At 67.2% G+C, this 3,844-nt stretch carries 5 protein-coding genes; all 5 read right to left on the minus strand.

Going from position 1 to position 3,844, the window contains the following annotated elements:
* Positions 1-734 (minus strand): MlaA family lipoprotein (locus tag ABY44_RS09525; protein WP_431641145.1); only part of this gene is annotated, 734 nt, incomplete at its 3' end.
* Between the two features lie 31 nt (positions 735-765).
* On the minus strand, positions 766-1,317 hold the full coding sequence (mlaD, locus tag ABY44_RS09530) for an outer membrane lipid asymmetry maintenance protein MlaD (protein WP_027788547.1): 552 nt from the start codon (positions 1,315-1,317) through the stop codon (positions 766-768).
* Positions 1,318-1,341: 24 nt separating this feature from the next.
* Positions 1,342-2,109: a lipid asymmetry maintenance ABC transporter permease subunit MlaE gene (gene mlaE, locus ABY44_RS09535; protein ID WP_021164333.1), complete on the minus strand. Its 768-nt coding sequence runs from the start codon at positions 2,107-2,109 to the stop codon at positions 1,342-1,344.
* Complete coding sequence (locus tag ABY44_RS09540; protein ID WP_014898316.1) at positions 2,106-2,927, minus strand: ABC transporter ATP-binding protein; 822 nt, start codon at positions 2,925-2,927, stop codon at positions 2,106-2,108. Before ABY44_RS09540 ends, mlaE begins: the two co-directional genes overlap by 4 nt.
* Before the next feature lie 84 nt (positions 2,928-3,011).
* A partial coding sequence (gene thiE / locus ABY44_RS09545; RefSeq protein ID WP_431641143.1) for a thiamine phosphate synthase occupies positions 3,012-3,844 on the minus strand: 833 nt, incomplete at its 5' end.

A 3,844-nucleotide genomic window follows, 5' to 3' on the forward strand; every position in this document is an offset into this window, starting at 1 on the left:
TCGTACTTCGGCAGCGCGTCGTTGCTCGACGTCGCGGCCGCCTCGCCGCGCGCGTTGCTGATCAGCATCTGGCGACGCTGCAGGTACGCGTTACGCACGAACGAATACTTGTCGAGTGCCGCGGCATCCAGCACGTCGCCCGCGCCGAGCAGGTTCGCGCGCGTGTTGACGAGGTTCACGCCGAACAGGCCCCAGCTCAGGCCATCCGGCTTCACGTAGGTGAGCGGGTTGCCGACGTAGTCGACGCCCAGGCCGGCCGTGTCGCGCAGCGTGCTCGGGCCGAGCAGCGGCAGCACCAGATACGGGCCCGACGGCATGCCGTAGCGGCCCATCGTGATCCCGAAGTCGGCCGTGTGCTTCGGCAGCTTCGCGATCGTCGCGACGTCGAACAGGCCGCCGACGCCGAACACCGTGTTGATCACGACGCGCATGATGTCGCCGACGCCGTCCGCGATCCGCAGCTGCACGATGTTGTTCGCCGCGATGTAGACGTCGCCGATGTTCGAGAAGAAGTTCGTCACGCTGTCGCGCACCGGCTGCGGCACCACGTACTGGTAGCCCTTCGCGACCGGCTTCAGCGCATACGTATCGACCGTGTCGTTGAACTTGTACATCGTCCGGTTGAAGCCTTCGAGCGGATCGCCCTTGGTCGGCGTCTGCACGGTCGCGCAGCCGCTCAACGCGGCGACTGCCGCTACCGCCAGCGCGGCGTGCCTGATGCGGATCGTCTGCATGGTCATTACCCTCTTCTATTCTCTCGTGTGGTTATTGGGCCGCGGAACCGGACACCGCCGACGCCGGCACCGCCACCGGTGCAGGCGCGGCCGGCGCGCCGGCTGCCGGCTTCGCACCGCCCGCATCGGCGGCCTTGCTGTAAAGGAACTGGCCGATCAGGTTCTCGAGCACGATCGCCGATTGCGTCATCGTGATCGTATCGCCCGACTTCAGCATTTCGGTGTCGCCGCCCGGATCGAGGCCGATATATTGCTCGCCGAGCAGGCCCGACGTCAGGATCTTCGCCGACGAATCCTTCGGGAACTGATACTGGCCGTCGACATCGATCGTGACAAGCGCCTGGTACGTGTTCGTGTCGAAACCGATCGTCTTCACGCGGCCGACCACGACGCCCGCGCTCTTCACGGCCGCGCGCGGCTTCAGCCCGCCGATATTGTCGAATTTCATCTTCACCGAGTAGGTCGGCTGAAACGAAAACGAGCTCATGTTGCCGACCTTCAGCGCCAGGAACAGCACCGCAAGGAAGCCCACCACCACGAACAGGCCGACCCAGAAGTCGAGAGCAGTCTTTTTCATCGTCATCCCAAAATTTGGCTTGGCTGAGGCTTAGCTGAACATCAGCGCGGTCAGCAGGAAATCGAGGCCGAGTACGGCGAGCGACGCGAACACGACCGTCTTGGTCGTCGCGCGCGACACGCCCTCGGGCGTGGGCTTCGCTTCATACCCTTGAAACAGTGCAATGAAGGTCACGGCGAACCCGAACACGATGCTCTTGATCACGCCGTTGCCGACGTCGGCCCAGACCTGGACCCCGCCCTGCATCTGCGACCAGAACGCACCCGGATCGACGCCGATCAGCACGACACCGACGAAGTAACCGCCGAGCACGCCGACCGCGTTGAAGATCGCGGCCAGGAGCGGCATCGCGATGATGCCCGCCCACAGGCGCGGCGCGATCACGTTCTTGATCGGGTCCACCGCCATCATCTCGAGCGCGGTGAGCTGCTCGCCGGCTTTCATCAGACCGATCTCGGCCGTGAGCGACGTGCCCGCGCGGCCCGCGAACAGCAGCGCGGTGACGACCGGCCCGAGCTCGCGCACGAGCGACAGCGCGACCAGCAGGCCGAGCGCCTGCTCGGAACCGTAGCGGTTCAGCGTGTAGTACCCCTGCAGGCCGAGCACGAAGCCGACGAACAGCCCCGACACGGCGATGATCACGAACGAATAGTTGCCGAGGAAATGGATCTGCTTCGTGACCAGCCGAGGCCGGCGCAGCAGCGGGAAGAATTCCAGCACGAGGCGCACGAACAGCCGCGTGCCGTAGCCCGCGCGCTCGAGGCCGCCGATGACGTAACGTCCGATCGCGCTGATCATGCGCGCCCTCCGCCGAGCCCGAAATCCGCCGCCAGCGGCGGGCTCGTGTAATGAAATTTGAACGGGCCGTCCGGCGCGCCGTCGATGAACTGCCGCACGCTCGGATCGGTCGACGCGCGCAGCTCGTCGGGCGTCCCCTGCGCGAGCACGCCGCCGTTGGCCAGGAAATACACGTAGTCGGCGATCGCGAACGATTCGGGCACGTCGTGCGTGACGAGGATCGACGTGGCGCCCAGCGCCTCGTTCAGCGTGCGGATCAGGTTCGCGGTGATGCCGAGCGAGATCGGATCGAGGCCGGCGAACGGCTCGTCGTACATGATGAGCTGCGGATCGAGCGCGATCGCGCGTGCCAGCGCGATGCGGCGCGCCATCCCGCCCGACACCTCGGACGGCATCAGGTCGCGCGCGCCGCGCAGCCCGACCGCGTTGAGCTTCATCAGCACGAGATCGCGGATCAGGTCTTCGGGCAGGTCGGTATGCTCGCGCAGCGCGAACGCGACGTTCTCGAACACCGACATGTCGGTGAACAACGCGCCGAACTGGAACAGCATGCCCATCTTGCGGCGCAGCGCATACAGGCCGTCGCGCGTTTGCGCGCCGACATCGGCGCCGTCGAACAGCACCTGGCCTCGGCGCGCGCGCACGAGGCCGCCGATCAGGCGCAGCACGGTCGTCTTGCCGCAACCCGACCCGCCCATGACCGCGACGACCTGCCCACGCCCGAAGCGCAGGTTCAGGTTGGACAGGACGAGGCGGTCGCCGTAGCCAAAGTCGACGTCGCGAAGTTCCAGCAGGGTCTCGGTAGGAGTGGGGCTCACGGAGCTGACAGTCCTTTTACGCAGAACGCCGAATTATAGGGCCTGCATTGGAATGATGTCGTGACGCCGTTCCGGGCCCTGCGGTCAATGATTGTCAAATTGTCCGGGAAAACATTGCTGCAACGCAACAACGGCAGCCCGATAGTCGGCCGCGCCCGTCACCGCACTGACCACCGCAACACTGCCGACACCCGTCGCCAGCACGGCCGGCAGCGCGTCGAGCCCCACCCCGCCGATCGCGACGAGCGGCGCCCGCGCCCCCGCGAAGCGCGCATAGCGGGCAATCCGCGCCAGGCCCTGCGGCGGCGCGGCGACGGCCTTGGTCGCGGTTGCATACACGGGGCCGAGCGCGAGGTAGCTCGGGCGCTCGTGCAATGCCCGCAACATTTCGTAATAACCGTGGCTCGAAAGTCCGAGCCGCAGGCCCGCGCGCGCAATCGCGGCCAGATCGGCCGTTTCGAGGTCTTCCTGGCCCAGATGAACGCCGTACGCCCCCTCTTCCACGGCGATCTGCCAGTGATCGTTGATGAACACGCGCGCATCGGGATGGCGGCGCCCGGCCGCGACCGCGCGTGCGATTTCCCGCCGCAACGTGTCCGGCGTCGCGCCTTTCACGCGCAGTTGCACGGTCCGCACACCGCAATCGAGCACGCGCTCGACCCATTCGGCGTCCGGCACGACCGGATAGAGGCCGAGCTGCGCGGGGCACGGCGCGAACGCGGGTTCCGGCGCGGCCGGCAGCCCGGCGACACGCGGGAACTGCGCGGCGTCGACCGGCCACGCATCGGCGGCGCGTGTTTCGTCGCCGTCGCGCCAGGCCAGCGCCAGCACCAGCGCGTCGACCGGCGCAAAACCGCAGTCGAGGAACGCGGCGAGCGCGGCAATCCAGTCGTCCGCGAGCGGATGCGCGGCGTCGA

Origin of the sequence: Burkholderia sp. ZZQ-2 (assembly GCF_050768715.1) — a bacterium.
In the GTDB taxonomy this organism is placed as follows: Bacteria; Pseudomonadota; Gammaproteobacteria; order Burkholderiales; family Burkholderiaceae; genus Burkholderia; species Burkholderia cepacia.

What these genes read in the sequence shown, in the direction of transcription:
- mlaD (WP_027788547.1), bottom strand. Translation starts at nt 1,317, where the DNA reads ATGACGATGAAAAAGACTGCTCTCGACTTCTGGGTCGGCCTGTTCGTG.
- mlaE (WP_021164333.1), bottom strand. Translation starts at nt 2,109, where the DNA reads ATGATCAGCGCGATCGGACGTTACGTCATCGGCGGCCTCGAGCGCGCG.